The 21,540-nt window shown below is 57.2% G+C and carries 25 protein-coding genes, 1 tRNA gene and 1 pseudogene; 20 read left to right on the top strand and 7 right to left on the bottom strand.

All coding sequences use genetic code 11. The features are described from left to right. Positions 1-10: 10 nt before the first annotated feature. On the bottom strand, positions 11-460 hold the full coding sequence (locus ACEN8E_RS00900; RefSeq protein WP_495591067.1) for a carboxypeptidase regulatory-like domain-containing protein: 450 nt from the start codon (positions 458-460) through the stop codon (positions 11-13). Positions 461-712: 252 nt separating this feature from the next. Between ACEN8E_RS00900 and ACEN8E_RS00895 the strand changes: the two are divergent. From ACEN8E_RS00895 to ACEN8E_RS00880, 4 genes and pseudogenes are all read left to right on the top strand, one after another. Further along, positions 713-1,770: pseudogene (locus tag ACEN8E_RS00895) on the top strand (PDDEXK nuclease domain-containing protein). Between the two features lie 68 nt (positions 1,771-1,838). Further along, the gene (locus ACEN8E_RS00890; protein WP_495591066.1) at positions 1,839-2,801 is read left to right on the top strand and encodes an alpha/beta hydrolase family protein; all 963 of its coding nucleotides are present in this window, start codon (positions 1,839-1,841) and stop codon (positions 2,799-2,801) included. 38 nt (positions 2,802-2,839) lie between these two features. Next, positions 2,840-3,256: a hypothetical protein gene (locus ACEN8E_RS00885; protein WP_495591065.1), complete on the top strand. Its 417-nt coding sequence runs from the start codon at positions 2,840-2,842 to the stop codon at positions 3,254-3,256. Between the two features lie 6 nt (positions 3,257-3,262). Beyond that, positions 3,263-3,712, top strand: coding sequence for a hypothetical protein (locus tag ACEN8E_RS00880; RefSeq protein ID WP_495591064.1), 450 nt, complete (start codon positions 3,263-3,265; stop codon positions 3,710-3,712). A gap of 71 nt (positions 3,713-3,783) precedes the next feature. Here ACEN8E_RS00880 and gabP read toward each other — a convergent pair whose 3' ends face one another. Beyond that, a complete protein-coding gene (gene gabP, locus ACEN8E_RS00875; protein ID WP_495591063.1) occupies positions 3,784-5,175 on the bottom strand; it encodes a GABA permease in 1,392 nt (463 codons plus the stop codon). A 157-nt stretch (positions 5,176-5,332) separates the two neighbouring features. Then, on the bottom strand, positions 5,333-5,623 hold the full coding sequence (locus ACEN8E_RS00870) for a hypothetical protein (protein WP_495591062.1): 291 nt from the start codon (positions 5,621-5,623) through the stop codon (positions 5,333-5,335). 115 nt (positions 5,624-5,738) lie between these two features. Between ACEN8E_RS00870 and ACEN8E_RS00865 the strand changes: the two genes are divergently transcribed. From ACEN8E_RS00865 to ACEN8E_RS00795, 15 genes are all read left to right on the top strand, one after another. Then, positions 5,739-6,512: an ABC transporter ATP-binding protein gene (locus ACEN8E_RS00865; RefSeq protein WP_007972784.1), complete on the top strand. Its 774-nt coding sequence runs from the start codon at positions 5,739-5,741 to the stop codon at positions 6,510-6,512. Between the two features lie 13 nt (positions 6,513-6,525). After that, positions 6,526-7,272 carry an ABC transporter substrate-binding protein gene (locus tag ACEN8E_RS00860; RefSeq protein ID WP_495591061.1) on the top strand — a complete coding sequence of 249 codons (747 nt, stop codon included), beginning with the start codon at positions 6,526-6,528 and terminating at the stop codon, positions 7,270-7,272. A gap of 78 nt (positions 7,273-7,350) precedes the next feature. After that, positions 7,351-8,046, top strand: a complete 696-nt coding sequence (locus tag ACEN8E_RS00855) for an ABC transporter permease (protein WP_085717865.1) — start codon at positions 7,351-7,353, stop codon at positions 8,044-8,046. After that, positions 8,043-8,732, top strand: coding sequence for an ABC transporter permease (locus ACEN8E_RS00850; protein WP_495591060.1), 690 nt, complete (start codon positions 8,043-8,045; stop codon positions 8,730-8,732). Before ACEN8E_RS00855 ends, ACEN8E_RS00850 begins: the two co-directional genes overlap by 4 nt. Next, on the top strand, positions 8,713-9,942 hold the full coding sequence (locus ACEN8E_RS00845) for a methyltransferase (protein ID WP_495591059.1): 1,230 nt from the start codon (positions 8,713-8,715) through the stop codon (positions 9,940-9,942). The genes ACEN8E_RS00850 and ACEN8E_RS00845 overlap by 20 nt, the downstream gene beginning before the upstream one ends. Before the next feature lie 343 nt (positions 9,943-10,285). After that, positions 10,286-11,110 carry an FkbM family methyltransferase gene (locus ACEN8E_RS00840; protein ID WP_495591058.1) on the top strand — a complete coding sequence of 275 codons (825 nt, stop codon included), beginning with the start codon at positions 10,286-10,288 and terminating at the stop codon, positions 11,108-11,110. A 78-nt stretch (positions 11,111-11,188) separates the two neighbouring features. Continuing rightward, positions 11,189-11,264 (top strand) — tRNA-Thr (locus ACEN8E_RS00835). 160 nt (positions 11,265-11,424) lie between these two features. Further along, positions 11,425-12,744 carry a tyrosine-type recombinase/integrase gene (locus ACEN8E_RS00830; RefSeq protein ID WP_495591057.1) on the top strand — a complete coding sequence of 440 codons (1,320 nt, stop codon included), beginning with the start codon at positions 11,425-11,427 and terminating at the stop codon, positions 12,742-12,744. A gap of 77 nt (positions 12,745-12,821) precedes the next feature. Then, positions 12,822-13,235, top strand: a complete 414-nt coding sequence (locus ACEN8E_RS00825; RefSeq protein ID WP_495591056.1) for a hypothetical protein — start codon at positions 12,822-12,824, stop codon at positions 13,233-13,235. 78 nt (positions 13,236-13,313) lie between these two features. After that, complete coding sequence (locus ACEN8E_RS00820) at positions 13,314-13,586, top strand: helix-turn-helix transcriptional regulator (RefSeq protein WP_495591055.1); 273 nt, start codon at positions 13,314-13,316, stop codon at positions 13,584-13,586. A gap of 75 nt (positions 13,587-13,661) precedes the next feature. Continuing rightward, positions 13,662-14,072, top strand: a complete 411-nt coding sequence (locus ACEN8E_RS00815) for a virulence-associated protein E (protein ID WP_495591054.1) — start codon at positions 13,662-13,664, stop codon at positions 14,070-14,072. After that, on the top strand, positions 14,069-15,379 hold the full coding sequence (locus ACEN8E_RS00810) for an AAA family ATPase (RefSeq protein ID WP_495591053.1): 1,311 nt from the start codon (positions 14,069-14,071) through the stop codon (positions 15,377-15,379). The genes ACEN8E_RS00815 and ACEN8E_RS00810 overlap by 4 nt, the downstream gene beginning before the upstream one ends. Continuing rightward, on the top strand, positions 15,376-15,672 hold the full coding sequence (locus ACEN8E_RS00805; RefSeq protein WP_495591052.1) for a hypothetical protein: 297 nt from the start codon (positions 15,376-15,378) through the stop codon (positions 15,670-15,672). Before ACEN8E_RS00810 ends, ACEN8E_RS00805 begins: the two co-directional genes overlap by 4 nt. Beyond that, complete coding sequence (locus ACEN8E_RS00800) at positions 15,669-15,968, top strand: hypothetical protein (RefSeq protein WP_495591051.1); 300 nt, start codon at positions 15,669-15,671, stop codon at positions 15,966-15,968. The genes ACEN8E_RS00805 and ACEN8E_RS00800 overlap by 4 nt, the downstream gene beginning before the upstream one ends. 275 nt (positions 15,969-16,243) lie before the next feature. After that, positions 16,244-16,729: a hypothetical protein gene (locus ACEN8E_RS00795; protein WP_495591050.1), complete on the top strand. Its 486-nt coding sequence runs from the start codon at positions 16,244-16,246 to the stop codon at positions 16,727-16,729. Between the two features lie 207 nt (positions 16,730-16,936). Here ACEN8E_RS00795 and ACEN8E_RS00790 read toward each other — a convergent pair whose 3' ends face one another. The 3 genes from ACEN8E_RS00790 to ACEN8E_RS00780 all read right to left on the bottom strand — a co-directional run bounded on the left by ACEN8E_RS00790 (position 16,937) and on the right by ACEN8E_RS00780 (position 19,270). Then, entirely contained in the window at positions 16,937-17,272 is a 336-nt protein-coding gene (locus ACEN8E_RS00790) for a hypothetical protein (protein WP_495591049.1), read from the bottom strand. A 712-nt stretch (positions 17,273-17,984) separates the two neighbouring features. Then, positions 17,985-18,431, bottom strand: coding sequence for a hypothetical protein (locus ACEN8E_RS00785; RefSeq protein ID WP_480458897.1), 447 nt, complete (start codon positions 18,429-18,431; stop codon positions 17,985-17,987). 383 nt (positions 18,432-18,814) lie between these two features. Then, positions 18,815-19,270 carry an Hsp20 family protein gene (locus ACEN8E_RS00780; RefSeq protein ID WP_008020769.1) on the bottom strand — a complete coding sequence of 152 codons (456 nt, stop codon included), beginning with the start codon at positions 19,268-19,270 and terminating at the stop codon, positions 18,815-18,817. Between the two features lie 588 nt (positions 19,271-19,858). On the opposite strand from ACEN8E_RS00780, the gene ACEN8E_RS00775 reads away from it, so the two are divergent. Next, positions 19,859-20,221, top strand: coding sequence for an NUDIX hydrolase (locus ACEN8E_RS00775; protein ID WP_495591048.1), 363 nt, complete (start codon positions 19,859-19,861; stop codon positions 20,219-20,221). A gap of 603 nt (positions 20,222-20,824) precedes the next feature. Here ACEN8E_RS00775 and ACEN8E_RS00770 read toward each other — a convergent pair. Further along, on the bottom strand, positions 20,825-21,535 hold the full coding sequence (locus ACEN8E_RS00770) for an SDR family NAD(P)-dependent oxidoreductase (protein ID WP_057712436.1): 711 nt from the start codon (positions 21,533-21,535) through the stop codon (positions 20,825-20,827). Positions 21,536-21,540 lie beyond the last annotated feature (5 nt).

Below are 21,540 nucleotides of genomic sequence, written 5' to 3'. Positions count from 1 at the left end.
GAGCCTCTCGTCAACTCGCATCCTTCCAGTGGAAAACCAGACTACGGGCTGCACCACTGCCAACATCGGCAACGTCATGCCGTGTTTCGCCGTTGCGCGTCGCAATGACCGTGTATTTGCCGGCTGGCAGTTTCACGTAAACCAGCGGACCGGCGTCATTGAGCGTCAGCACGGTTTGCCCCGGGGCTTTCTGGATAACGACGCTCACGTCGGGAATGTATTCATTTTGCGATCCGACCGAGAACGTCATGTGCAGGTTATAGCCGGTGGTTCGCTGGATGGCCTTGGACTCATCCTGGCCGATACCGCCGGACAGGTAGGCGATGCCGTTTTGCTCCTGCCGCTGCACCTGTACGCCAGCGTTGTCGACTGGATCAAGGCTGGCGGCGGGCAATATCGAAGGAAACATCAGCACGCCGACGGCGGTGAGAGGTAACAGAAGTGAATGGAGGGGTTTCATGATGACGCCTCCCGGGTTCCGCAGAACCCAATCGTTACACTCTTTGGATTTCCGGGTGGAGGGGGCGTTTTAGATTGATTGGGCCTGAGTACGAAACGTACTACACCATTTGTTCCTCAGCCCTCGCCCGGATTTAGACCCGTCCTGCCGAAGAGCCCGGTATTTCCTGCCTGCTTTTCAGTAACTCCCGGCATCCTCGAAGGGCGGTCACTTGCCATGCTCTTCGCTGCTCAATCTGCTGCGGAAGACCTCATGACAGCCCTTACACCCAACGACACTCACGACCCTCATCTCGCATCACTGCTTGGCAACCTTGGCAAATTGATCCATCAGGCACGTCAGAAGGCGCTTCGGGCGGTCGATACCGTTCAAGTGCAAACCTGTTGGCAGATCGGTCGGCACATCGTTGAGTTCGAACAGAATGGCGCGCGACGGGCGAGGTATGGCAAAGAGTTACTGTCAACCTTGGCAAAAGTGCTGACTGAAAAATTCGGAAAAGGATTTGACGCCTCCAACCTTCGTTACATGCGCCTGTTCTATCAAGCCTTTCCAATTCGTGACGCACTGCGTCACGAATTGAGCTGGACCCACTACCGTCGCCTGCTTCGGGTCGACAACGACAGTGCTCGCCTCTGGTACATGAACGAATCAGCCACCCAAAACTGGTCCAGCCGCGCTCTGGAACGCCAGATCAACACACTGTATTACGAACGCCTGCTGGCAAGCCGTGATCGCAGCAGCCTCAAGCAGGAGGCCGCTACCAACATTCAGAACATGAAAGCCAGCCCCGGGATTTCATCCGTGATCCGGTAGTGCTGGAGTTTCTTGGTCTACCCAATGCCGGAAAGCTTCAGGAAAGCGAGATCGAACAAGCGTTGATCGAACAACTGCAGAGCTTCTTGCTGGAGCTGGGCAAGGGCTTCGCGTTCATTGCCCGCCAGCAACGCATCAGTACGGACAGCAAAGACTTCTACATCGACCTGGTGTTCTACAACTACCTGCTCAAGTGCTTCGTCATCTTCGATATCAAGCGCGGTGAACTGACCCATCAGGATGTGGGGCAGATGGACATGTACGTACGCATGTACGACGACCTGAAACGCGGCGTGGAAGACGGCCCCACTGTCGGCATCATTCTCTGTGCGCAAAAGGATGAATCCGTGGTGCGTTACTCGGTGCTTGAAGGAAACGAACAACTGTTCGCCAGCAAGTACAAGCTTGTCCTGCCGACTGAGGAGGAACTCCGTAACGAGCTGGATCGGGAACGGGCGGCTCTTGAAGAACGACTGCTCGATCAACCACGGCGTTGAGGCCAATGGATTGTTCATCAACGCCATGAAGACTATCGTTGGCAGCTACCCGCAAAGGACTGACGCCAATGAATTTGCAGGACACGCCTTCACTGGCCCCCACTCCCGTCGAGTTGCCGCGGCCGACTACCACGCCCGGCGAACCGTTCAAGGAAACCGCCGCGGACGGTTTCATCCTCGGCGGCTTCACCTGGCGGCACCCCTCCCTGGACGCCGCTCGCCCGGTCGTCATCATCAATGCCGCCACCTCGGTCCGTTGTCGCCATTACTCGCGCTTTGCCGACTACCTGTTCGCCCACGGCTTCGATGTCATCACCTATGACTACCGCGGCATCGGCGAGTCGCGGCCAGGATCGCTCAAGGGGCTTCAGGCCTCGTGGTCCGATTGGGGTGCGCTGGATTTCGAGGCGATGCTCAAGCGCGCACAGCGTGAATTCCCCGAGCAGCCGATCAATGTGGTCGGCCACAGCTTTGGAGGCTGTGCAGCGGGCCTGGGAGCCTCCGGGCAACTAATCCGGCACTTGGTGACGGTCGGCGCACAATTCGCTTACTGGCGCGACTATGCGCCCGCTCATCGCTGGCGGATGTTCGGCAAGTGGCATGTGGTGATGCCGCTGGTGACGATGCTGTGCGGTTACTTCCCCGGCAAACGGCTCGGCTGGCTGGAAGACACACCTGCCGGCGTGGTCCGTGACTGGAGCACACCCACCGCTCGCTACGAGAAGCGCCCCAGCGGCCAGGGCATCCATGTCAGAAACTTCGCCGCCGTCACCGCAAAAGCCCTGGCCATCAGCATCAGCGACGATCCCTATGGCACAATCCCGGCGATCGAACGCCTGCTCGCCTACTTCACTGGCAGCACAAACACCCACCTGCGCATAGCTCCCGAAGACATCGGCGAAAAAGAAGTTGGGCATTTCGCCTTTTTTCGCAGCGCATACCAAGCCACACTATGGCCCATTGCATTGTCCTGGCTGCAAAACGGCGAGCTGGCCCCCGGCACACCCGGGCAAACGGTGCCACGCAGCTGAGCCGCACGCCCCTTTCAACGAATGACGGAACGACACCCATGGCCTCCGCCAACAAGCAGCACAAACGCGCCTCCCGCGCCAAGGCCAAGGCCAAGCAGAACCGCACCCAGCGGGCTGCCGCGCCGGTCGAACTGGACCCGAACGATGATCGCATCGACTTCGAATCGGTGGACCTGACCGAACTGTTCAAGAAAATGATCGACGCCGAAAAGATCAGCCAGCAAGCCATGTGCATAGCCTTCCTCGAAGACCCGCTGCTGGAACTGGTGTACGAGCAGGAAGGCGAAGAAGGCGCGATGGACTTCATCCTTGCCGCGCTGATCGAGTATCGCCAATGGTCCACTGAAACCGACGAGGCCGGCGCCCTGGCGTGGATCGAATCACCGGCCTTCCAGGCTGACTACGTGGCGGCGTCCGACGCCATTGCCGCGCAAACCCAACAGAAACCGGACTGAGTTCCCATGGCCTCCCTGAACAAGCAACAGAAACGCGCCAAGCGCGCAAAAGCCAAAGCCAAGCAAATCCGCATGGTCGGCCGTAAATCCCCGGCACTGGACAGCGACCTGGATCTCCCGGAGCCGATCCCGGACTACACCCTGGCGATGTTCAGCAAAATGCGTGACGCGGAAGCCATCAGCCGCAGCGAAATGCTCTCCGTGCTGCTGACGAACCTGGCCTTCATCATCATCGACCATCCAGAACTGCTGGACATGGAAAACGCCGACGACGAAGGCATGGCCGCCACCCACCTGGCCGCCGACATGCTGATCGACTACCGCATGTGGGCCGACGGCATGGACCGCGACGCCGCCCAGGCATGGCTGAGCGAGCCGCAGTTCATCGCCGATTTCGGCGCTGCACTGGATGTCTACCGCGAGTCGCTGGAAGCGCCGGAAGAAAAAACCGAGTAAAGGTTACGACTCAAACAAAAACGGCCGCTTGTCATCACTGACAGCGGCCGTTTTGCGTTACGCGGTATGAATCAGTTCAACACCACCGCGCCACTTTTTTCCAGCTTGCGACGGCGAGCCACCAGCAAACCAGCAGCCACCACCAAGACACTGAGCAGGCCAGTCGCGAGGATTTCCACGCGATGAGCTTCCTGGAACAACATGATGGTCAGGGCGCCCACGATGAAAATGATCACCGCGTAGGTCAGGCCCGGGAACAGCCACATGCTGAAGACGATTTTCTCGCCACGAGCCATGCGCTGTTTGCGCATGCGCAGTTGCGAAATCGCGATCACCAGGTACACCAGCAGCGCGATGGCGCCGGAGCTGGCCAGCAGGAACTCGAACACCGCCGCCGGGGCCACGTAGTTGGCGAAAGTTGCCAGGAACGCTGCGCCAGTGGACATCATCACCGCCCAGTAAGGCGTGCCACTTTTGTTGGTGCGGGTGGACATGGCCGGCGCATCGCCGCGCTTGCCCAGGGAGAACAACATCCGCGACGAGGTGTAGAGCGCCGAGTTCAGGCAGCTGGTCACAGCGACCAGTACCACGATGTCGACGATCATCTTTGCGTTAGGGATGCCCATGCGCTCAAGCACGGTCTGGTAGGAGCCCAGGCTTGCCAGAACAGGGTCGTTCCACGGCACCAGGGCCACGACGATGAAGATCGATACGAGGTAGAACAAACCGATCCGCCAGATCACCGAGTTGGTGGCCTTGGAGATTTGCTTGCCAGGGTTCTTCGATTCCGCGGCCGCGATGGTCACGATCTCGGTGCCCATGAAGGAGAACATGGTGGTCAGGATGGCACCCAACACTGCGCCCATGCCGTTTGGCAGGAAGCCCTGGGTGTCGAACAGGTGCGAAACACCGCTGACCTGGCTGCCCGGCAGGAAGCCGAAGATCGCCATGACGCCCAGAACGATGAAACCGATGATGGCCAACACTTTGATCAGGGCGAACCAGAACTCGAATTCACCGTAGTTTTTTACGCTGAACAGGTTGGTCACGGTCAACAGCATGGTGATGACCAGGGCGAAGGCCCAGATGTCCACGCCAGGGAACCAGGCGTGCAGGATGGTCGCGGCGGCGTTGGCCTCCAACGGGATCACCAGGACCCAGAACCACCAGTAGAGCCAGCCGATGGTGAAGCCGGCCCAGTGACCGATCGCGCGATCGGCATAAGTCGAGAAGGAGCCGGTGTCTGGCGATGCCACCGCCATTTCACCGAGCATGCGCATCACCAACACCACCAGCATGCCGGCAGCAGCGTAGGCCAACAGTACGGCCGGGCCTGCGGCCGCGATGGCGTGACCCGAGCCGACGAACAGGCCGGCACCGATAACCCCGGCAATCGACAGCATGGTCACATGACGCGGTTTGAGCCCCTGTTCGAGGCCGTTAGAGCTTTGGGTACTGCTCATTGAAACTACCTTTGTAAGGAAAAGCGAATGCGTGCATCCCGTTCCGGTTTCTCTCTTGTAAAAAGAAACCAACGGGCTGTTCCGGAATCTGCACGCAATATTTGCGCCAAAATGTTTCAAAAGCGTCTACCCCGGCGATTTCGACTCGACCGGACAGTCATCGCAAGCCCTTGAAATCAATGGCACTTTGCCAGAACGTTACCCTGCGACCCACTTTGGGAACGAAATTGCACACCGGAAACACATCTAAAAACGACACGGCGCACGATAAAAGTGCGGATCTGCCACGTTCGGCCGGATAGCGCTTCCAACCCCCCGCCAAAGCTGGCAACATCGCGCCTTTTTTTGCGGCAGCCACCACGCTTTCCATCGACAGGCAAGGTTCAAACGGCCGTTCGGTTGTTGATGGGGCGACAGTCTGCTGCGCCGATGCGACAACCTGCCACACGCCAGCCGTTTACCGTCCGTAGCGCTGTTGGCTGCCATTGAAACGCTATGCTAGGTTGGCCGCCTCGCCAGGAAGGCCGGCAACAGCAGGAGCGCAACATATATGAGGAACGCACATGGCTGAGGCCACGCCCGCGCTTGAAATCCGCAACTTGCACAAACGCTACGGTTCGCTGGAGGTGCTCAAGGGCATCTCGCTGACCGCCCGCGACGGCGACGTGATCTCGATCCTGGGTTCTTCCGGCTCCGGCAAGTCCACGTTCCTGCGTTGCATCAACCTGCTGGAAAACCCGCACCAGGGCCAGATCCTGGTCGCCGGTGAAGAACTCAAGCTCAAGGCCGCGAAGAACGGTGAACTGGTTGCCGCCGACGGCAAGCAGATCAATCGCCTGCGCAGCGAAATCGGTTTTGTGTTTCAAAACTTTAACCTGTGGCCGCACATGAGCGTGCTCGACAACATCATCGAAGCCCCGCGCCGCGTGCTCGGCCAGAGCAAGGCCGAAGCCATTGAAGTCGCCGAAGCCCTGCTGGCCAAGGTCGGCATCGCCGACAAGCGTCATGCCTACCCCGCGCAACTGTCCGGTGGCCAGCAACAACGGGCGGCGATTGCCCGCACCCTGGCCATGCAGCCCAAAGTCATCCTGTTCGATGAACCGACCTCCGCGCTTGACCCGGAAATGGTCCAGGAAGTACTTAATGTCATCCGCGCACTGGCCGAAGAAGGCCGCACCATGCTGCTTGTGACCCACGAGATGGGCTTCGCCCGCCAGGTCTCCAGCGAAGTGGTGTTCCTCCACCAGGGCCTGGTAGAAGAGCAAGGATCGCCACAGCAGGTGTTTGAAAACCCGCTTTCGGCGCGCTGCAAACAATTCATGTCCAGCAACCGCTAACGGAGCTACCCACATGCAGAAGTACAAAAAGGCCTTCATGGCTGCAGCCGTCACCCTGGCGTTCAGCGCCGGTGCCATGGCCGATACCCTGAAGATGGGCATCGAAGCGGCTTACCCGCCGTTCAACAATAAAGATGCCAGTGGCAATGTCGTCGGCTTCGACAAAGAAATCGGCGACGCCCTGTGCGCCAAGATGAAAGTCGAGTGCACCGTGGTCACCTCCGACTGGGACGGCATCATCCCGGCCCTGAACGCCAAGAAGTTCGATTTCCTGATCTCCTCGATGTCGATCACCGACGAGCGCAAGCAAGCGGTGGACTTCACCGACCCGTACTACTCCAACAAGCTGCAGTTCATCGCCAAGAAAGACATCGACTTCAAGACCGACAAGGATGCGCTGAAGGGCAAAGTGATCGGCGCCCAGCGCGCGACCCTGGCCGGTACCTGGCTCGAAGACAACATGCCGGGCGTTGAAACCAAGCTCTATGACACCCAGGAAAACGCTTACCTCGACCTGACTTCCGGTCGTCTGGACGGCATCCTGGCTGACAAGTACGTCAACTACGAGTGGCTGAAAAGCGACGCTGGCCGTGACTACGAGTTCAAGGGCGATCCGGTGGAAGAAAGCGACAAGATCGGTATTGCCGTGCGCAAGAAAGACCCGATCCGCGAGAAGCTGAACGCCGCGCTCAAAGAAATCGTCGCTGACGGCACCTACAAGAAAATCAACGACAAGTACTTCCCGTTCAGCATCTATTGATTCTGACCTGCCGGACCGGCGCGACCGTTTGACGGCGCCGGTTCTCGGCATTGCCTGCCGCGATTTGAAAAGAAATCCATGATTATCGACCTCTACGGATTCGGCCCGGCGCTCGCCGCTGGCGCGCTGATGACTGTGAAACTGGCACTCTCGGCCCTGTGCCTGGGGCTGGTGCTCGGTCTGCTCGGCGCCTTGGCCAAGACTTCCCCGTACAAGCCGCTGCAGTGGCTTGGCGGCACCTATTCGACCCTGGTTCGCGGCATCCCGGAATTGCTCTGGGTGCTGTTGATCTACTTCGGCACGGTCAACCTGATGCGCGCCCTGGGCGAGTTCTTCGGCAACCCCGACCTTGAACTCAATGCCTTTGCCGCCGGCGTGATAGCGCTGGGCCTGTGCTTTGGCGCCTACGCCACGGAAGTGTTTCGAGGTGCGATCCTCGCCATCCCCAAAGGTCACCGTGAAGCAGGCGTGGCGTTGGGCCTGTCGAAATTGCGCATCTTCACCCGGCTGATCATGCCGCAGATGTGGCGTATCGCCCTGCCCGGGCTGGGCAACCTGTTCATGATCCTGATGAAAGACACGGCGCTGGTATCGGTGATCGGCCTGGAAGAAATCATGCGTCATGCGCAAATCGGCGTGACCGTGTCCAAGCAACCGTTCACCTTTTATATGGTCGCCGCGTTCATGTACCTGGGCCTGACGATTCTTGCCATGACCGGCATGCACTTCATGGAAAAACGCGCCGCTCGCGGCTTCGCGAGGAGCGCCCAATGAACTGGGAAGTCATCATCAAGTGGCTGCCGAAGCTGGCCCAGGGCGCAACGCTGACCCTGGAACTGGTGGCCATCGCCGTGATCGCCGGATTGCTGCTGGCCATTCCGCTGGGCATCGCCCGTTCGTCGCGCCTGTGGTGGGTGCGCGCATTTCCCTACGGCTACATCTTCTTTTTCCGTGGCACGCCGCTGCTGGTTCAACTGTTCCTGGTCTACTACGGCCTGGCGCAGTTCGACCTGATCCGTAACAGCTCGATGTGGCCGTACCTGCGCGATCCGTTCTGGTGCGCCACGGCGACCATGACCCTGCACACCGCCGCCTACATTGCGGAAATCCTGCGCGGCGCCATTCAGGCGATTCCACCGGGTGAGATCGAAGCGGCACGGGCGCTGGGCATGTCCAGACCCAAAGCGCTGTTCTACATCATGCTGCCGCGCGCCGCGCGCATCGGCCTGCCGGCCTACAGCAACGAAGTGATCCTCATGCTCAAGGCCAGTGCCCTGGCCAGCACCGTGACCTTGCTGGAACTGACCGGCATGGCCCGCACCATCATTGCCCGGACCTACCTGCCGGTGGAGATATTCTTCGCCGCGGGCATGTTCTACCTGCTGATGGCCTATGTGCTGGTGCGTGGCTTCAAGTTGCTGGAGCGCTGGTTGCGCGTCGATGCCTGCCAAGGGCGTTGATAGCTGCGTGTTGACGGGCGAGGCGCTACTCGCCCGCTTCACTGCGCTGGATGCTTTTCTCACAGAGCATCAGGCGTTGTGGAAACCTCGCCCGTTCACTTATCTGCAACTACCTTGGGAAGCGTCCTACCCGGAGCTGGCCGGATGGCTACGCGGGCGAACGCTGGAAGACGCCGAAAACGCTCACAACCAGCCGGCTCTACTGCACGCCCCCGAACCCTTTGCATCGCTGGCAACGAAGTCAGTTGCTTTAAGTGCAGTGGATGAATTGCCTGCACGCACGCTCGAAGCGGCCAGCCATCGATTGAACGTCGATGTGCCGGGGCGCAAATGGCAACAGATCGAAGCGTTCGCCAGCCGCTTGCAGTTTTCCGAGACACCACAGCATTGGCTGGACTGGTGCTCGGGCAAGGGACACCTGGGGCGCCGCCTGCTGCAACCGGGGCAGCAACTGACGTGCATGGAATACGACCCGGCCCTGGTAACCAGCGGTCAGGCACTCAGCCAACGCCATCACCTGCGCGCGCTGCATATTGAACAGGATGTGCTCGCAGCAAACGCAGCCTCCTTACTGAGTGCCTATCACACCCCCGTCGCGCTTCACGCCTGCGGTGACTTGCATGTGCGACTGATTCAACTCGCCAGCGCCAAAGGCTGCAAACAACTCGCCATTGCGCCGTGCTGCTACAACCGGATCAGTCTTGCCGAATACGCGCCGATTTCCTCGACCGCCCAAGCCTCCGGCTTACAACTCTCCCTCGACGACCTCGCGTTGCCCATGAGCGAAACCGTTACCGCCGGTGCCCGCGTGCGACGTCAACGCGACACCTCCATGGCCCGGCGTCTGGGTTTCGACTTGCTGCAACGGCAACTGCGCGGCATTGACGAGTACTTGCCTACCCCTTCCCTACCCACTGCCTGGCTGGACAAAACCTTCGCCGATTACTGCCATCATCTGGCCGCACTCAAAGAGTTATCCACAATCGGCCCGCAAGACTGGCCAGGCGTCGAAGCTGCCGGCTGGCAGCGACTGGCCGAGGTGCGCAACCTTGAGCTATTACGCGGACTTTTCCGACGTCCGCTGGAGCTTTGGCTGGTCCTTGACCGGGCACTTTTCCTCGCCGAACAGGGTTACAGCGTCCGCGTCGGCACCTTCTGCAAAACCCCGCTCACGCCGCGTAATTTTCTGCTCCTGGCCGAACGCGCTTAAACACGCCCAGCCTGTGGATAACTCTGTTGATGGAATTATCGTGGATCCAAGATCCATGCCAGTTTCAGGGCAAAAACAACACTGTTCATTTTTTGTACACACGCATAAAAAATCGAAAAAACAGGCATTTGCGGACAAATGAGAACAGCTCCACAAATTCGGCCTAAACCCAGTGCGCTTCCAACGGCATTGTGCATAAGCATTTAATGAAAACGACATAAACGCCTAATCCCGGACCGCGGACAGGGGGATTTGCGCCGTTTCATTACTCTTGTTATACACACACGCAAGGGCGCCAACAGCGCGGCCACGAACAAGAACATTCTTCCGACAGGATGCGCCAGTGACGTTCATTTCCTACGCACAGAATTTCGAAGACATACGCCTGTGGCGCGCCCTCAAAACCATCGAGAACGGCTTCTACATCGACGTAGGGGCAAACGATCCCACCCATGACTCGGTCACCAAGGCGTTCTACGACAACGGCTGGAGCGGCATCAACGTCGAACCGATGCCCAACTACTTCCAAGCCCTGTGCCAGCAACGCCCCAAAGACACCAACCTGCAATGCGTGGCCGGCGAAAGTGCCGACAGCCTGACTTTCTACGGCATCGCCGGCACCGGCCTCTCGACCGCCGACCCGGCCATGGCGCAAATGCACAAAGACGCCGGCATGGACGTGCGCAGCCAGACCGTCCAATCCCGCACCCTGGCCTCCATCTGCGAAGAACACGCCCGGGGCCGCGCCATTCACTTCCTGAAGATCGACGTCGAAGGCCACGAAGAGACCGTCCTGCGCGGCATGGACTTCACCCGGTGGCGGCCGTGGGTCATCCTCATCGAAACCCCGTGGGAGCGCGACCAGACCTGGGAAACCCTCGTCACCGGCGCCGGCTACCAGTCCATCCTGTTCGACGGCATCAACACCTACTACCTCGCCGAAGAACACCTGAACCTCAAACCCGCCTTCGACATCCCGCCGTGCAACCTGGACGAGTTCCAGTTCTGCAAAGGCCACAACTTCAGCCACCCCGTGAGCGACGCCGAACACCAACTCGCCGCCGCCCTGCAGCGCGCCGAACAGGCCGAAGCACAGCTGCGCGCAATGCAAAACAGCCGAGCCTGGAAAGCCATTCAGAAACTCAAGAAAACCCTGCTGCGCGCCTGAGCTGAAGCCCGAACAAAAATAGTCAAAATTCAGGGGTTTACAGAAGCTATCCAATCGCTATAATCGTCGCCCTGACACGCCGGTATAGCTCAGATGGTAGAGCAACTGACTTGTAATCAGTAGGTCCCGGGTTCGATTCCTGGTGCCGGCACCATTATCATGCTTTCACATGCTCACGCATGACCAGAAAGCAGTCACAAGCCCCGCCTAGTGCGGGGTTTGTCGTTTCTGGGTGTATATTTATGCACCCGGATACCTTCACTGTTTAAGGGTACGTGAAGGGGTACGCCGGTTCGATTCGGAGACATACCCCTATGGCGCGCACCGCAACCCCCCTTTCCGACTCCAAGTGCGAGGCAGCCAAGCCCCTCCGCGACAAGGATGACAAGCTATTCGACGGCCAAGGCCTGTACCTGCTGATCAAGCCCTCTGGCGTGAAGACTTGGCGGTTCAGGTTCTTCCGGCCTGATGGCCGCGAGGGGCTGGCTACGTTCGGCAACTATCCGGCGCTAGGGCTGAAGGCTGCACGACAGCGTCGAGCGGAAGCCCTGGAGCTGCTGGCCCACGGGCAAGACCCCATGGAACACGCCAAGCAAGCGAAGGTCGAGGCGTCCAACGCCCGCAACCACACCTTCAAGGCGCTGGCGCTTCAGTGGCACGCCACGAACGCCCGCAAGTGGTCGGAGGGTCACGCGCATAACGTCTTGCGCCGACTGGAAACCCACCTCTTCCCCAGCCTTGGAGCCCGCCCCGTCTCCGATTTGAAAGCCCGCGACCTGCTGACTCCGCTCAAGGCCGTGGAAAAGCTCGACTCCCTGGATCTAGCCAGTCGCCTGCGCCAGTACCAGGACGGCATCATGCGTTACGCCGTCCAACACGGGCATATCGACAGCAACCCGGCCCGCGACCTGGTAGGCGCGACCGCCACGGGCAAAACCAAGCGCCGCCCAGCACTGCCCTTCGATCAAATCCCCGACCTACTGGATCGGCTCGAAGTCTACAAAGGGCGCCCACTCACTCGGCTGGCGGTTCACCTGGCGCTGCTGTTGTTCATCCGTTCCAGTGAACTGCGCTTCGCTCGCTGGCCTGAGATTGATCTGAAGCGGGGTGTCTGGACTATCCCCGGCGAGCGGGAGCCCATCGAGGGCGTGAAGTACTCCCACCGGGGCGCCAAGATGGCCACGCCCCACGTGGTGCCGCTGAGCCGACAGGCCATCGCCATGCTTAAGCAGATACAGCAGATCACCGGACACCTTGACCTGGTGTTTGCCGGCGACCACCACCACTGGAAGCCGATGTCGGAGAACACCGTGAACAAGGCCCTCAGCCTGATGGGGTACGACACCAAGACGGAATTGTGCGGCCACGGCTTCCGGGCTATGGCCTGTTCAGCCCTGACGGAATCCAGGCTGTGGAGCATGGACGCGGTAGAGCACCAGATGAGCCACCAAGAGCGCAACAAGGTGCGTGGTGCCTACACCCACCTGGCTGAACACATGGAAGAACGCCGGCTAATGATGCAGTGGTGGGCCGATTATCTGGACGCCAATCGGAAACAGCACATTACCGCATACGACTTTGCCCACCCCCAGGCCGAAGGCGCCGACAACGTGGTGTCGATCCTGCGCGTCTAACTCACTCTCGAAGGCGCACCTCTATCTGACCTGTTGATCTACTCTTCACACAGGCTCATGTAGAGGAACGCCGACCCATGAAAGAAGACGAAAAACAGCAGGCGCTCAACGAGCTTTCCCAGCGACTCGCTCAGCCGTTTCAACAAATCACTCAGATACTTCAACCCCTCGCCAAGTCAATGGAGCGCATAGGTGCCAACCTCCATGCCGCTAAAACCGAGATATATAGGCATCTTGACGAATTAACACTTGATGAATGTCTGGATCTCATACAGCACCTGGAGCGGTTGCGCGAACAAAGAAAAGCAGGCGGACATGCGAGAGGTGAGCAGCGGAAACAAGAAGCCCAGGTGAAGCGCGACAAAGTAACAACCATGTGGGAAAGCCTGAAAACAACACCTGAGCGTGATCGCGTTGGAATTATTGTCCGGAAAACCGGCATTCCCAAGAGCACTGTAATGGGGTATTTGAAGTCCGAATGGCTCAAGTAAAAAAGGTGCGACAAGCTTAAGCATGTGGAACTTGTACCTCCTAAGGTCTGGTTGTACCGACCAACTAGGAGATAAAACATGTTCTCATACGCGCCTCTCGAAAATCGTCTGATCCCGCAAACAGCCTTCTATGCAGCGCTGGGAATGTCTCGCTCTGGCGGGGAAAAACTCAAGCAAAAAGACCCCACGTTTCCAAAACCAATCAAGTTCAGCGAGACCCGCCAGGGTGCCGTTTACTACTCCCTGGCCGAGGTCGAAGCGTACCTGGCGGCCAAGATCGCAGCACGCGACACTGGGTACAAAATGAGTAAGGAATCAACCCCCAACTCGCCTCCTGAACAACCCCTGTAACCGCCCATAACGACCCAACTTGCATATCAGCGGGGCGCTCCCGGCTTGCCCGGAAAACGCCCCGGAGGACTGGCCATGTCCAAAAAACAGATATCCCAAAAACAAAGCCCGCTGGGGAACGGGCTGGATAAAGTGCTTAGTTGTCTCGGCAAAGTTAAACCTGCTGGAACCAACAAGTGGAAGGCTTGCTGTCCAGCACATGACGACAAGAACCCAAGCTTGGCAATTACTGAATCTTCGGACGGTACGGTTTTGCTCAAGTGCTGGGCCGGGTGTACCGCTCAAAGTATCGTTTCGGCTATCGGTCTGGAGTTGCGCGATTTGTTCCCTGGTTCAAAGCAGGAGCGTCGCGGGCCAAGTAAGGCAGCTATTGAACATGAGCGCATGGTCTATCTGATCGGCCAGTCTCTCCAGCAACAGGGGAAGTTGGCCGGTGACGATCTGGAACGCTTCAACCTCGCCAAGCAACGCTTGGGGGTCATATGACTGCTGATCGTTTTGCTAACGAGTGGGCAGAACCCGAAGCATCGGTGTGGAAGGTCAATCTGGTGAGTGCGGCCAATATCAAACCGGTGGCGATTCGCTGGCTTTGGCATGGGTGGTTGGCCAAGGGGAAGTTGCACATCCTGGCTGGCGCTGGCGGTGCGGGTAAAACCACTCTGCTGATTGGCCTTATCGCAGCAATTACCAAAGGTGGGCGCTGGCCGGACGGGAGCCGCTGCAATGAACCAGGCAACGTCATTATCTGGTCAAGCGAGGATGACCCCCGCGACACGCTGGTGCCGCGTTTGATTGCTGCGGGTGCTGACCTGAACCGGGTTCACATCATCCGAGGTTGCCTCAACGCTCAGGGCGAGGCTGACCCATTCGATCCATCGAACGATATCGGCTTGCTGCGCGACAAGGTGCGCGAGCTGGGCGGTGTATCGCTGCTGATGCTCGACCCCATCGTCAGCGCCGTGAAGGGGGATATGCACAAGGCCAATGACGTGCGTCGGGCACTGCAAGGCGTGGTGGATTTTGCCGAGCAGAACCTTTGCGCCGTAGTGGGGATATCTCACTTTGCCAAGGGTGGCGCTGGATCGTCGCCGGCTGAACGGGTGATCGGCTCACAGGCATTCTCGGCGCTGGCGCGGACGGTGCTGGTAGCTGCCAAGCAAGAAGACTCCGATATGCGAGTGCTGGCGCGGGCGAAGTCCAACATCGGCACAGATGAAGGTGGCGTGTCCTACACCATCGAGCTAGTGGATATAGGCGAAGGGATCGAAACCACTCGGGTGGTGTGGGGCGATCTGATCGAGGGATCGGCCAGGGAGATTCTCGGAGGTGTGGAGGCTACGGGTGATGAGGAACCGACAGACACAGACGACCCGGGCGATTGCCTCTATCGAATATTGAAAGATAAGCCGCTGGAAAGTAACGAAGCCAAGTCACTGATGAAGCGGAACGGGTACACCGAAAAACAGATCCGCCGCGCGCGGGAAAAACTGTTTGTTGTGACAGCAAGAACGGGTAATAACAAAGATGTTAAGTCCTACTGGTCACTCCCTCAGGCAGGCGGCCCATTCGCGCTCTTTCCTCCACTCATGCCCTCGGAGTCCCGCTCGTGCCCATCCTTAGGTGTGGGCACGAGTGAAGAAAAAGGGCACGAGCGGATAAAAGGGGCACCAGTGCTTGGCTCAGAAGACCACCAAGAATCTATGAAGACCGCCAGCCAAAACAGTGAAGGCCTTCTGGAAAAAGTGACTTCCTTCGAAGAAGCTGAAGTGGGCGATGATGAGGTGGCCATATGAGCACCGCCATCGACTACTTGGCGCAGTTCGGATTGTCGGCCCGTAAGAAGGGGAGCCGGGTTGTGGTATCGCCCCGGACATTGGTCACGGATGACCTGCTGAAGTACATCCGCGCCCACCGCTTGGAGTTACTTGCCGAGCTGTCAGCGAATGACGGTGTTGAGCGTAGGTGTTTCTGGCACGTCGTTCGCAATGGCAAATCGATCTGCACGATGGTCGGTGAGCCGAGCACCTACGCGGAAGCAACCCAGGAAGTGAAAGCCCGATGGATTGATGCCGAGGTGAAGCGATGATCTGCGCAATGATTGCGGGGCATCTGAGAAAGCACCCGGCGGGAAAGGTTTGCCTAAAGAAAACCACCGAGCTGTTTTACGTGACTCACCCAAAGGTGCCAAAGACGCTGCTGGGGCCATTTCTGACCAAGGCCGATGCCGAGTGCGGCCTTGTGGTTATGCGCTGCGCCGATGCCATGGTGACGGCCTGCCTGGTCGATTCAATCGACGACATTACTTACGGCCATGCCGTGAACAACGGAAGGGTTTGTCGGGCCTTTGCGGGCGCTGATGGCGAGGAGGTGCTCCATGGCTAGTGTCATCCCAATGAAGCGCAAAGTGACCCACCAGGTAAGCACATCGACAGCACCAGCTATACGCTACTGGTAGAAACCCTGGCCGGCTTCATGGATCTGCGCCAATAGCGGGATGCCAATCAAGTAATGCCGCTGACTCCAGGGGCTGAGGTAGCCCTTATCAAACGACCAGAGCAGCGAGGGTCCTTGCCTTCAGAACGTTATCAACCAAACTCTTCTGGCCTGTTAGGCACCAGTGAGGGGTCTATTTTTCATTAAGCTTTCTGAGGAACCATATGTCGCATCTAGAAGATCTCATTGCCGAGTACTACGACTGGTCTGGTTACTTGGTAAAAAGGAACCTCAAGGTTGGCAGACTCACTCATGGGGGCTGGGAGATGGAGTTGGACATTCTGGCATTTCATCCAACAACCAAACACCTTGTCCATGTAGAGCCATCCATCGACGCGCACTCGTGGGAAACCAGAGAACGCCGATTCAAAAAGAAATTTGAGTCAGGCGAGCGACACATGTTCATCAGCGTATTCCCGTGGCTAGACCCGACAACTCCAGTTGAGCGAATCGCCGTGCTTGTCTCTCATCCTAAAGATCGAAACGAGCTATGTGGCGCGAAGATCCTGTCAGTTGACGAGTTCATGTTTCAGGTAAAAGAACGGGTGAGCGCCTGCGGAAAAATGGTAAGGAACGCTATTCCTGAGCAGTACCCATTGCTCCGCACCATTCAACTAACAATGCAGGGCTATTACAAATGCATAGACTGACGGAAAAACCCAGGCATCCATATTCACAACACCTCGCCTCATAGCGGCACGTCATTTACGTGCGCCCCCCGGGTATAGGTTCTCCTGACCTGAAACCCATCACGGGTAATTCGAAGGCCGATATTCGCCGAGTTCATTACGAAAAACTAGTGACCAGTAACAGGCTAGATTCCCCAGCCCACACCCCAGTAGAGTGGGACACCTCTGTCATCCTCGACCACGCATGCGCAGGAATATCCGCAACTGCTCGCAGCGAATATCAGCCTCCAACTCTGGCGTAGCCCGCCGAACTCTCTCGCGCCCGACGTCCGCCTCAAGCAACCCCACCGCAGTGTCGTACTGCTTGGACTTGATTGCAGCTTGCTGCACCGCGCTTCGGACCGGCGCCAGCCTGCTATACAGCTTTTCCACTAACCCCCCGAATCCGGGCAGGCGTGCGGGGTAGGAGATGCCTGCGCCGCAGAAGAACACCACGCGCCCCTCCTCGTGCGCCTGCAGCAAGCTTTCGGGAATGTTGGGGCCATTTTGGACGAACTGCGGCATTCAGCGGACCTCGGAAATCATCCGCACCAAGGTAACTGGCAGCAGCGAGACGCCGGCTTCAGTGATAGCGGGGGGCTTGATCTTAAGGGAAGCGACATCGCCTGGCTGGCGGTCGAAGGGTTTTCGGTTGGCCCGGGGAGCCACGGGATTTGCACCGGTATCAGGCTGTGTGATCAGTCCATCTCGCATTGGCTCTCCCTGAGTACTTTCCAGACGGCATAAATCACGAAACCACCAGTCTGGCACAAACAGTCATATGTATGTGCAGTCGACGTCGGCAGTTTCGGCGTGTGCACGACCATTGCGAGTTCACCTCCCCTAGAAGGTTTTCTCGGAAAAGCTTCGTCGGTCAACAACGTCCGCTTTGGGTCGCTTTCAACCGGTTGCGACAGGCAGAAAACGGCCAGAAGCTGCCTCTCACCAAGGGCAGCCATCAGCCAGTAGCGGACGGTGGGCAGAGTGACGGCAAATCGGTTGTAGGGATGATCAGCTTCACAAGCACGGCAGCGTTACAAAACGCAAAGCGAGCATAACCACGCGTTGCACCTCTTCATCGCCCTCGATACCAGCGAAGGCAACAATGCACTGAGGTAGAACGATGTATGGAGTGTGGCTAAATTCGTTTTTTAACGGTTGTGGTTAGACGCTCTACCAAAAGTAGAACTTGGTCAGGGTTATCGCGTCGCACGAGGTGTGCCAGCGGGTGTAAATCTCATTGACGGCGCTCTTTGGGCTTCGAGGCTAGCTTGGTCTCCAACTCAAAAATCTGCCTATCAATTTCTGCCAGCAGAGCACGTAACAATTTCTGCTGTCCTCTGCAGAAGTCCAAGCGGTATTGATTTTCAGGCTGTCGTCGCTCAGTAAGAAACGTTTTGAAGTCGTCTTCAAGGGCAGCTACAGAGTTGGCGTAAGATTTACTGGCTTCTTTGGTATTTTCTGCACCAGTCCTGGAGGTGCCAGAAGAATGGATAGCGTACCTATCAATCCAACTATTGAGGCTGGTAATGTTGGTTTCGTATGGTTCGCCTTTTGAGTTCATAACAAACTTACGCTTATTAGGTTTCTCGCCAGCAGCTGTAGCTTGAGCAACATGCTCTAACCACTTTTCAAGTACCAGTCTCCTCTTCGTTTCCCGCTCCAGCATCACCGACCAAGACATATTGCCTCCCCTGCTCTGCGTTGGACCGCTCTCAACGTCCGTGAGCACAACCCTTAAAGTGTAGCTCAAGCCGCCCAGCCGGGTGAAATCAAGCCGGGCTCAAGCAAGCCTAATACTTAATGATTTGCAATATAAAACTGTCTAACGGACTGCTATCGGCCAAAAGCTACCTCTCATATGGGCTCTACGATATCGGGACCGATTCATCCTGATCTGCCAGGCCATCGACTCCAATCTGGTGGTTCGTAAAGCTAGACTATGCTCGTGGAATCGTTCAATTAGGAGATATTCGTGGGATATCTTTTGAGAGGCCAGAGAATGTCTTTTATTGGCCGATTCTGCAGTTAAGAAAGGCGCTCCGAAGAGCGCCTCGTTTACTGCTATCAGTTGATTTGTTTCAGATCAGACTTCCCCGAGCCATCAATGTTGATGCGCCGAGGCTTTGCTTCCTCTGGTACAACCCGCAGCAGATCAATGCTCAACAGCCCATTGGACAACGATGCATTTTGAACCTCAATGTGATCCGCTAAACGGAAAGACAGTCGAAATGCACGTTGAGCGATTCCCTGATGAAGGTAAATCGTCTCCTGATCGCTTTCTCGCTTGCCACCGGCGATGGTCAAAACCTCCTTCTCGACTTGAATGTCCAAATCCTCCTCACTCAGACCCGCCGCAGCTATGACGATTCGATAATGATCGTCACCGTGCTTCTCGACGTTATGAGGTGGGTAGGTAGTCGAGGCCGCCTCGCTGCGTAGCGCGGATTCAAAAAGGTCGTTGAAACGATCAAAGCCTACCGACTGACGGAACAGTGGGGCCAACGAAACGGTACTAGCCATAGCTAAATCTCCTGAGTTTTCTCCAAGTGATTTATGGCGCGACCCGGTTTCGGCATCGCGTACAAAAATATATAGCGATGTGAGAAAAACGATTCAAGAGGAGCAAAAATAATTTTTTATTCTCAAAAGACGAAGGCATCAACGAGGTCATTTATATTGGCCAAAGGCATCGGCTTGGCACGCCCTTTATCGCTTCGAAAGCTGACTGGTTGCCGGAAGGGCAAACACTACAACCGGGACGACCTCAATAACCAATACAGAGCTAGACAACTTACTGAGAAACGAAAGCCCCAAAGTCGCAGTTAAAGTTATTGACGTTTGCCAATCTGGACCCCCTACATAAAAGATGAATCGCCCCTGATTTTGTAGACGCAAATGACTGGCAGCAATGGGTCGGTTGCGGCCCTTCGCGACAGGCAGCAATCGGCTGAAGCGGTCAGTCGCCAAAGTCATATCAAATTCACTGATTGGTAAAGCAATCTGGCATTTTTTCGAGTTAGGTTGGCTCTTATATTGCATTCGTCGAGAAACGCGCCCTAAAAATGGCATTTTCATTACAATTCAATGACAAGCGTTTCTGGCCAGAAGATGAAAATCAGAGCTACAGTCATATGCGAGAGAGATAGGGAGATCTTGCTCGTTCGCAAACAGAAATCAAAATGGTCTTTGCCTGGTGGCAAGGTGGAGGCTGGCGAAGCTATCGCTGGAGCTGCCGCCCGAGAACTCCAAGAAGAAACCGGGCTAAATGTTGATCAGCTCCTGTACATTTTTGAGTTCGATGCAGGCAACACTCGCCACCATGTTTTTGAGGCCTCTGTTCCAGATACCGAAACCGCCGCACCTCAAAACGAGATTATTGAGTGCATTTGGCATTCCTTGAGTACGATTCAAGACCTAAACACAAGTGAAGCTACGAAATCAATTGTCAGATCATTTCTACGGCGCCTCTAGTCCCCGTTGAATCACCCCTTCGCATCATTCCGAATGACAGCAATGGGTCGGCAGTTGCCGTTCATGATGACCAAATATGTTAGGAGTCGCCGCAGCGCATAGTTAGGACTTCAACCCCGTATCCAGTCTTAAGATACAAAAAGAGTGACCATCTGTCCTACGCTTGCAGAAAGCCAGCAGTAAGGTGAACAGTCATGCAGTGCACTATCAGCGAGATCGCCCGCCGCGCTGGCATATCGAAGGCCGCGATCATTAAGGCGCGCAATGAGGGACGCCTTCCCGAGTCACTGTTTACCATGAACGAGCTCGGTATCACCTGTATCGCGGATACTGATCTGGCAGAGCGGGTACTACGGCGAACCATTGGTCAAAGGATCAGTAGCACGATACGTATGCCTAGATGCTGCTGACCATACGTCGCCTCGAAGTACTTTCTTTTTTAGAGGTACGCGAAGGGGTACGTCGTTGCTTTCAACCTAGCACTTACCAGTGCTTATGCGGCCTACAGGTACCATGTTCGATTCCTGGTGCCGGCACCATACAAAACAAAGCCCCTGCAGAAATGCAGGGGCTTTGTTGTTTCCGGGGTTTGGCAAAGCGCTTTCAGTGACCCGCGCTCTGACCACCGTCCACGTGCAGGATTTCGCCAGTGACGAACTTGGCGCCGTCCAGATACACGACCGCTTGTGCAATATCATCGATCTCGCCCATATGCCCGACCGGGTGCAGGTTGCCCAGCGCTGCGTGGGTTTCTTCGCCGTGCATCGGGGTTTTGATGATGCCCGGGCTGACCGCGTTCACGCGAATCCCGCGCTTGGCGTATTCGATGGCCAGGGATTTGGTTGCCGCGTTGAGACCGCCTTTGGTCAGCGATGCCAATACCGATGGCACGCCGTCGATGGCGTGGTCCACCAGGCTGGTGGTGATGTTGACGACGTGGCCGCTGCCCTGCTTTTCCATTTCGGCGATGGCGAGTTGGGTGATGTAGAAGAAGCCATTGACGTTCACCGACAGCACATTGGCGTAGTCTTCTGCGGTGTACGCGGTGAACGGCTTGGCGATGAAGATCCCGGCGTTGTTGACCAGGGTATCGATGCGACCGAAACGGGAAATCGCTTCACGGATGACGCGCTGGGCGGTTTCCGGCTCGCCGATGTCGCCGGCCACGGTGAGAATGTCCGGGTCGGTGGACGGCTTGATCGAGCGCGAAGTGGCGACGATGCGGTAGCCGAGTTCACGAAAGGCTTTGACCATACCGTCGCCAAGCCCTTGGGATGCGCCGGTGATTACGATGACTTTTTTCGAAATGCTCATGATGA

The sequence above is a fragment of the Pseudomonas sp. Pseusp9 genome (assembly GCF_059491265.1).
This window is presented reverse-complemented; position numbering and strand designations above follow the sequence as displayed.

Coding starts and splice junctions, on each gene's coding strand:
- ACEN8E_RS00900 (WP_495591067.1), bottom strand. CDS start 460: ATGAAACCCCTCCATTCACTTCTGTTACCTCTCACCGCCGTCGGCGTG.
- ACEN8E_RS00890 (WP_495591066.1), top strand. CDS start 1,839: ATGAATTTGCAGGACACGCCTTCACTGGCCCCCACTCCCGTCGAGTTG.
- ACEN8E_RS00885 (WP_495591065.1), top strand. CDS start 2,840: ATGGCCTCCGCCAACAAGCAGCACAAACGCGCCTCCCGCGCCAAGGCC.
- ACEN8E_RS00880 (WP_495591064.1), top strand. CDS start 3,263: ATGGCCTCCCTGAACAAGCAACAGAAACGCGCCAAGCGCGCAAAAGCC.
- gabP (WP_495591063.1), bottom strand. CDS start 5,175: ATGAGCAGTACCCAAAGCTCTAACGGCCTCGAACAGGGGCTCAAACCG.
- ACEN8E_RS00865 (WP_007972784.1), top strand. CDS start 5,739: ATGGCTGAGGCCACGCCCGCGCTTGAAATCCGCAACTTGCACAAACGC.
- ACEN8E_RS00860 (WP_495591061.1), top strand. CDS start 6,526: ATGCAGAAGTACAAAAAGGCCTTCATGGCTGCAGCCGTCACCCTGGCG.
- ACEN8E_RS00855 (WP_085717865.1), top strand. CDS start 7,351: ATGATTATCGACCTCTACGGATTCGGCCCGGCGCTCGCCGCTGGCGCG.
- ACEN8E_RS00850 (WP_495591060.1), top strand. CDS start 8,043: ATGAACTGGGAAGTCATCATCAAGTGGCTGCCGAAGCTGGCCCAGGGC.
- ACEN8E_RS00845 (WP_495591059.1), top strand. CDS start 8,713: ATGCCTGCCAAGGGCGTTGATAGCTGCGTGTTGACGGGCGAGGCGCTA.
- ACEN8E_RS00830 (WP_495591057.1), top strand. CDS start 11,425: ATGGCGCGCACCGCAACCCCCCTTTCCGACTCCAAGTGCGAGGCAGCC.
- ACEN8E_RS00825 (WP_495591056.1), top strand. CDS start 12,822: ATGAAAGAAGACGAAAAACAGCAGGCGCTCAACGAGCTTTCCCAGCGA.
- ACEN8E_RS00820 (WP_495591055.1), top strand. CDS start 13,314: ATGTTCTCATACGCGCCTCTCGAAAATCGTCTGATCCCGCAAACAGCC.
- ACEN8E_RS00815 (WP_495591054.1), top strand. CDS start 13,662: ATGTCCAAAAAACAGATATCCCAAAAACAAAGCCCGCTGGGGAACGGG.
- ACEN8E_RS00810 (WP_495591053.1), top strand. CDS start 14,069: ATGACTGCTGATCGTTTTGCTAACGAGTGGGCAGAACCCGAAGCATCG.
- ACEN8E_RS00805 (WP_495591052.1), top strand. CDS start 15,376: ATGAGCACCGCCATCGACTACTTGGCGCAGTTCGGATTGTCGGCCCGT.
- ACEN8E_RS00800 (WP_495591051.1), top strand. CDS start 15,669: ATGATCTGCGCAATGATTGCGGGGCATCTGAGAAAGCACCCGGCGGGA.
- ACEN8E_RS00795 (WP_495591050.1), top strand. CDS start 16,244: ATGTCGCATCTAGAAGATCTCATTGCCGAGTACTACGACTGGTCTGGT.
- ACEN8E_RS00790 (WP_495591049.1), bottom strand. CDS start 17,272: ATGCCGCAGTTCGTCCAAAATGGCCCCAACATTCCCGAAAGCTTGCTG.
- ACEN8E_RS00785 (WP_480458897.1), bottom strand. CDS start 18,431: ATGTCTTGGTCGGTGATGCTGGAGCGGGAAACGAAGAGGAGACTGGTA.
- ACEN8E_RS00780 (WP_008020769.1), bottom strand. CDS start 19,270: ATGGCTAGTACCGTTTCGTTGGCCCCACTGTTCCGTCAGTCGGTAGGC.
- ACEN8E_RS00775 (WP_495591048.1), top strand. CDS start 19,859: ATGAAAATCAGAGCTACAGTCATATGCGAGAGAGATAGGGAGATCTTG.
- ACEN8E_RS00770 (WP_057712436.1), bottom strand. CDS start 21,535: ATGAGCATTTCGAAAAAAGTCATCGTAATCACCGGCGCATCCCAAGGG.